5 protein-coding genes are annotated in these 5634 nt (G+C 67.5%); 1 reads left to right on the forward strand and 4 read right to left on the reverse strand.

The genetic code is table 11. The features are described from left to right. On the reverse strand, positions 1-2293 hold a 2293-nt coding region (locus MSZK_RS04680), incomplete at its 3' end, for a penicillin-binding protein (protein ID WP_099245342.1). A gap of 55 nt (positions 2294-2348) precedes the next feature. Next, complete coding sequence (locus MSZK_RS04685) at positions 2349-3041, reverse strand: TetR/AcrR family transcriptional regulator (protein ID WP_099245344.1); 693 nt, start codon at positions 3039-3041, stop codon at positions 2349-2351. Positions 3042-3082: 41 nt separating this feature from the next. On the opposite strand from MSZK_RS04685, the gene MSZK_RS04690 reads away from it, so the two are divergent. After that, positions 3083-4552, forward strand: a complete 1470-nt coding sequence (locus tag MSZK_RS04690) for an NAD(P)/FAD-dependent oxidoreductase (RefSeq protein ID WP_099245346.1) — start codon at positions 3083-3085, stop codon at positions 4550-4552. Here the strand turns inward: MSZK_RS04690 and rraA are convergent. After that, on the reverse strand, positions 4549-5031 hold the full coding sequence (rraA, locus tag MSZK_RS04695) for a ribonuclease E activity regulator RraA (protein WP_099245348.1): 483 nt from the start codon (positions 5029-5031) through the stop codon (positions 4549-4551). The genes MSZK_RS04690 and rraA overlap by 4 nt on opposite strands. Before the next feature lie 2 nt (positions 5032-5033). Further along, positions 5034-5498 carry a nucleoid-structuring protein H-NS gene (locus MSZK_RS04700; RefSeq protein WP_099245350.1) on the reverse strand — a complete coding sequence of 155 codons (465 nt, stop codon included), beginning with the start codon at positions 5496-5498 and terminating at the stop codon, positions 5034-5036. Between the last annotated feature and the right edge of the window lie 136 nt (positions 5499-5634).

The raw sequence follows: 5634 nt of genomic DNA on the forward strand, positions 1-5634 counted from the left end.
GGATGCCGTTGCTGGTGTTGATCGTGATGATCGACCCCGGGATGGTCTTGCCCGTCGGGGTGGTGCCCACCACCGCGCCCCGCGAGGAGAAGCTGTTGACCGGGGTGGGCAGATCGCCAACCTGGAAACCGGCGTCCCGCAGCCGTTTACGGGCAGCATCGAAACTCAGGCCGGTGACACTGGGCACCGTGCTGCCAGGCCCGCCGTCCACGTAGCGTGGGTCGGTGGGCGGCAGCACGACCGGGCCGAAGTCCGTTGCCACGGGTTTCAGCGCCAGAAACCAGGTCCGGGCCGGCTCGTTGCCGCCGTAGAGGTTTCCGTACCCGCACTTGCGCAGTGGCCAGGAGCACAGGCCACCGGGATTGGTGGAGTCGTCGAAGATGTAGTTCGCGGCGGCGTACTGATTGGTGAAGCCGAGGAAACCCGACGAGCGGTGCGATTCGGTGGTCCCGGTCTTGCCCGACATCGGCAGGGTCCAGCCGGCCGACCCGGCCGAGCTCGCCGCCGTGCCGCCGGTGGAATCCTTCGACAACGCGTTGGCCAAGGTGTTGGCCAGGCCTTCGGGCACGACCTGCTCGCAGGCCTGGGTCTCCACGGCGACCTCGCGGCCGTGGCGGTCGAAGATCTTGTCCACCGGAGTGGGCGGGCACCACATCCCCCCCGAGGCCAAAGTAGCTGCGACATTGGACAATTCGAGTGCATTCAGCTCGAACGGACCCAGCGTGAACGAGCCGAGGTTCTGGCGTTTGACGAAGTCGGCCAGACTCTCGTTGCTGTCCGGCTCATAGGCCCGCGCGGTGCCGGGCTCGGCGTAGGACCGCAACCCCAATTTGACCGCCATGTCGACCGCGCGCTGGACGCCGATCTGCTGGATCAGCCGGGCGAAGGCGGTGTTGGGTGACTGCGCCAGCGCGTCGGTCACGCTCATCGGGCTGCGGTAGTTGCCGGCGTTCTTCACACACCAGGTCTCTTTCGGGCAGCCCGGGGTGTTGCTCGATCCCAGGCCCTTGCCCTGGAACTGCGCCGGGACGTCCAGTTGGGCGTTGATCCCCATGCCCATCTCGAGCGCGGCCGCGGTGGTGAAGATCTTGAAGATCGAACCGGCTCCGTCACCGACCAGCGAGAAGGGCTGCGGCTGCACGGTCTGGCCGGCGTCCAGTTGTAGGCCGTATCCGCGGTTGTCGCCCATCGCGAGCACCTTGTGACTGGTCTTGCCGGGCTGGATGACCGACATCACGCTGGCGACCCCATCCAGGTTCGGGCTGGCCACGGTGTCGATCGCCTTCTTCACGCTGTTCTGCACCGCGGGGTCCAACGTGGTGCGGATCAGGTAGCCGTTGCGCGCCACGTCGTCCTTGGACAGCCCGGCCCTGGCCAGATACTGCAGCACGTAGTCGCAGAAGAAGCCGCGGTCGCCCGCCGCGATACACCCCTGCGGCAGGCTGTTGGGCTGCGGCAGGATGCCCAGCGGCTGCTGGCGGGCGGCGCGCAATTCGTCGGCCTTGTCCGGCAGGTTCTCGATCATCGTGTCGAGTACCACGTTGCGGCGGGCCAGCGCCGCGTCGGGATTGGTGTAGGGGTTCAGCGCGGTGGTCGACTGCACGATGCCGGCCAGCATCGCGGCCTGCTGCCAGTTCAGATCGGCGGCGTTGACGCCGAAGTACGTCTTGGCCGCGTCCTGCACCCCGTAGGCGCCGTTGCCGAAGTACACCAGGTTCAGATAGCGGGCCAGGATCTCCGGTTTGGAAATCGCCTTGTCCAACGCCAGCGCCATGCGGATCTCGCGGAGTTTGCGTGCGGGCGTGGTCTCGACTGCGGCCCGCCGCTCGGCGTCGGTCTGGGCGTTGACCAACAGGTTGTAGTTCTTGACGTACTGCTGCTCGATCGTCGACCCGCCGCGGGTGTCCAGATCGCCCCGCAGATAGCCGATGAGCCCGGTCAGCGTGCCCTGGACGTCGACGCCGTTGTGGTCGGCGAAACGCTTGTCCTCGATCGACACGATCGCCAGTTTCATCGTGTCGGCGATCCGGTCGCTTCCGACCGGCCACCGGCGCTGGGCGTAGATCCAGGCGATCGGATTGCCGGCGGTGTCGACCATCGTGGAGACGGTGGGCACCTCGCCGCTCATCAGCTCCGCGGAGTCCTGCGCCGCCACGTCGGAGGCGTGGTTGACCACGATGCCCGCACCGCCGGCGAGCGGAAACAGCATGGCCGCCACCAGAACACCGGCCAGCACGCAGTACAGCGCGAGCTTGCCCACGGTGGCGCCCGTCGTCGGGTGTGGCTCCGGCATGCCGCCCAGACTAGAACCCCCTGCTTCGGACGCAATCCAATATGCGAAGCCGGAATCAAACCGAGGCCGCGAAGTCCCCGGTCCCGCCGTAGATGCCGGCGATCCAAATATGGGCCAGCGCGTGGAGCGCGGCCTCCTCGGGCAGGGTCGGTTTCTGGCTGCCCTGGGCGGCGAACAACACCCGCTCGTTCATCAGGTTCAGTGCGGTCGCCAGATCGTGGGCGGGGATGGTGTCGGGCGCTGCGCCACGTTCGCGCTCCTTGGTGATCAACCCGGCCGTGTAGTCGATCCAGCCGGTCATGAACGTCGTCCACAGTTCCCGCAGCTCGGTGTTGGTGGCCATCGCGGCCAGCCCGGCCAGCAGGACCGTCCGATGTGGGCGCAGGGAGTCGAAGAACGCATAGATCCCGTCGTGCCAGGCCTGCTTCGGATCGTCGGCGGCCGCGGCAGCCCGGCTCTGGGCGTCGGCCCCGGAGGCGGCGATCGCGCGGGCGAACAGGCTCACCAGCACCGCGTCCTTGGAGGCGAAATAGAAGTAGAACGTCGGGCGGGACAGGCCCGCGCCCTTGGCCAGGTCGTCGACCGAGATCTCGGGGAATGCCCGCTGGTCCAGCATGTCCTCCAGCGTGCGCAGGATGGCGGCCTCGCGGTCGTCCCCGGAGGGGCGCGAGGTGCGACGGCCGCGGGGGCGGGCCGGACTGGTGGCAGGCACGAGCAATACTTTACAGGGCGTCGAATTATTCGACATACCGTTGACCTATTCAACACCGTGTTGATAGCGTGGCCGCCATGACTGAACACGTCGATGTGGTGATCGTGGGCGCGGGGATCTCGGGAATCAGCGCGGCCTGGCACCTCCAGGACCGCTGCCCGTCCAAGAGCTTCGTGATCCTGGAGCGCCGCGAGAATCTCGGTGGCACCTGGGATCTGTTCAAATATCCCGGGATCCGCTCGGATTCCGACATGTTCACCCTGGGCTTCCGGTTCAAGCCGTGGACGTCGCAGAAAGCGATCGCCGACGGGCCGTCGATCATGGCCTACCTCAACGACACCGTCCGCGAGTACGGCATCGACAAGCACATCCGATTCCGGCAGTCCGTGGTGAGCGCCGAGTGGTCCAGTGCCGACAACCAGTGGACGGTGCGTGTCGAGACCGACGGCGCAGTCAAAGAACTCACCTGCTCGTTCCTGTTCGCCTGCAGCGGCTACTACAACTATGACGAGGGCTATTCGCCGGAGTTCCCGGGTGCCGAGGACTTCACCGGGACCATCGTGCACCCGCAGCACTGGCCCGCGGACCTCGATTACACCGGCAAGCGGGTGGTGGTCATCGGTAGTGGCGCCACCGCAGTGACTCTCATTCCCGCCCTTGCCAATTCCGGTGCCGGGCACGTCACGATGCTGCAGCGTTCGCCGACCTACATCGGCGCGCTACCCGATGTCGACCCGTTCGCGGTCCGGATGAACAAGTTGCTGCCGGCCAAACCCGCCTACATCGCCAACCGCTGGAAGTCCATCGTGTTCCAGTCCGTCCAATACCGGCTGGCCCGTCGATTCCCGAACTTCATGCGCAAGCAGCTGATGACGATGGCCCAGCGACGGCTGCCCGAGGGCTACGACGTCGACAAGCACTTCGGGCCCAACTACCGCGTCTGGGACGAACGACTATGCCTGGCGCCCAACGGCGATCTGTTCCGCACCATCCGCAAGGGCCAGGCCGACGTGGTGACCGACACCATCGAACGATTCACCGCGACCGGGATCAAGCTGACGTCCGGTCAGGAGCTGCCGGCTGACATCATCGTCACCGCAACCGGTTTGAATCTGCAGCTGTTCGGCGGTGCGGAGATCCGCAGGGACGGCCGGCCGATCGATCTGACCACGACGATGGCCTACAAGGGGATGATGCTCTCCGGCGTGCCGAACATGGCGTTCACCATCGGCTACACCAACGCGTCGTGGACGCTGAAGGCCGACCTGGTCTCCGAATTCGTCTGCCGGGTACTCAATTACATGGACGCCGGCGGGTACGACCGCGTCGAACCGGCTCGCCCGTCCGCCGACGTGCAGGAACGGCCGTTGATGGACTTCACCCCCGGCTATGTGCTGCGGGCACTGGATCGGCTGCCGAAGGCCGGCTCACGGGCACCCTGGCGGCTCAAGCAGAATTACCTGCTCGATCTGCGGCTGATCCGGCACGGCAAGGTCGACGACGAGGCTCTCACCTTCGCCAAACACCGTGTGCCGGTGGGCGTTTAGCCGACCGAAGTGACGACGATCCCGTCGTCGTCGCTGTAGGCCAGGTCGCCGGGGACAAAGGTGACGCCGCCGAAACTCACGGCGACATCGCGCTCCCCGGCGCCGGTCTTGGTGCTCTTGCGCGGATTGGTGCCCAGCGCCTTGATGCCGATGTCGAGAGTCCGCAGCGTCGAGGCGTCGCGCACCGCGCCGTGCACGATCAGCCCTGCCCAGCCGTTGGATCGACCTAGTTCGGCGATGAGGTCGCCGACCAGCGCGGTGTGTACCGACGCGTCGCCGTCGATCACCAGCACCCGGCCCTCACCCGGCTCGGACAACACCGCTTTCAGCAGGGCGTTGTCCTGGAAGCAGCGCACGGTGCTGATCGGGCCGGCGAACTCGGTGCGGCCACCGAACTGGCGGAACTGGACGTCGCAGCTGCGGACCTCCGGCCCGATGTCGTCGACCAGATCGGCCGTGGCGCGAAACGAGACGGCCATGCTCATTCGGCGCGCCGGTGGCGCAACCGGCGCAGTAGCAGGATGACCAGCACGGCCGCGGCGAAGGCGACCGCGAACGGCAGCGGGGAGCGTTCGGGCTGCGGTGCGGACAACGGGGCCGGGGCCGGCGCGGTCGCCTGCTCGACCGACGACTTGGCGTTGGCGGCCGCGGCGCGGGCACCCTCGGCGACCGGCGGGGTGGCGTTGGCTGCCGGCAGCGCGGCGTGCGTGGCGGGCGGTTCCAGTGCCGGGGGCGCCGCCTTCTTCGCCGGTGCCTTGCGCGGCGAAGTCTTCTTGGCGGGGTCGGCCGACGCGGCTGGTGCCTTCTTGGCGGGCGCCTTCTTCACAGCCTTCTTCGCTGGTGCCTTCTTGGCCGGCGGTCGCTTGGCAGCGGCCTTCTCCGGCGGCGTCGGAGCCGGCGGGGTGCCGTCCGGACCCTGTTCGGGCTGGTCCTGAGCTTCTGCCATCTGGCTGCTCCTTTGCAATATCTGGCGCAATGCCTGGCGCGGACGCCGGCAGTGGCACCCATCATGCCAGGCGAGGATCGGGCGTCCGGGCCTGCTCACCGCCCCGGCAGCGGGGCGGCGGCGCCGGTCACGTCCG

The sequence above is a fragment of the Mycobacterium sp. shizuoka-1 genome (assembly GCF_002723835.1).
GTDB lineage: Bacteria > Actinomycetota > Actinomycetes > Mycobacteriales > Mycobacteriaceae > Mycobacterium.

Coding starts and splice junctions, on each gene's coding strand:
- MSZK_RS04690 (WP_099245346.1), top strand. CDS start 3,083: ATGACTGAACACGTCGATGTGGTGATCGTGGGCGCGGGGATCTCGGGA.
- MSZK_RS04700 (WP_099245350.1), bottom strand. CDS start 5,498: ATGGCAGAAGCTCAGGACCAGCCCGAACAGGGTCCGGACGGCACCCCG.
- rraA (WP_099245348.1), bottom strand. CDS start 5,031: ATGGCCGTCTCGTTTCGCGCCACGGCCGATCTGGTCGACGACATCGGG.
- MSZK_RS04685 (WP_099245344.1), bottom strand. CDS start 3,041: ATGTCGAATAATTCGACGCCCTGTAAAGTATTGCTCGTGCCTGCCACC.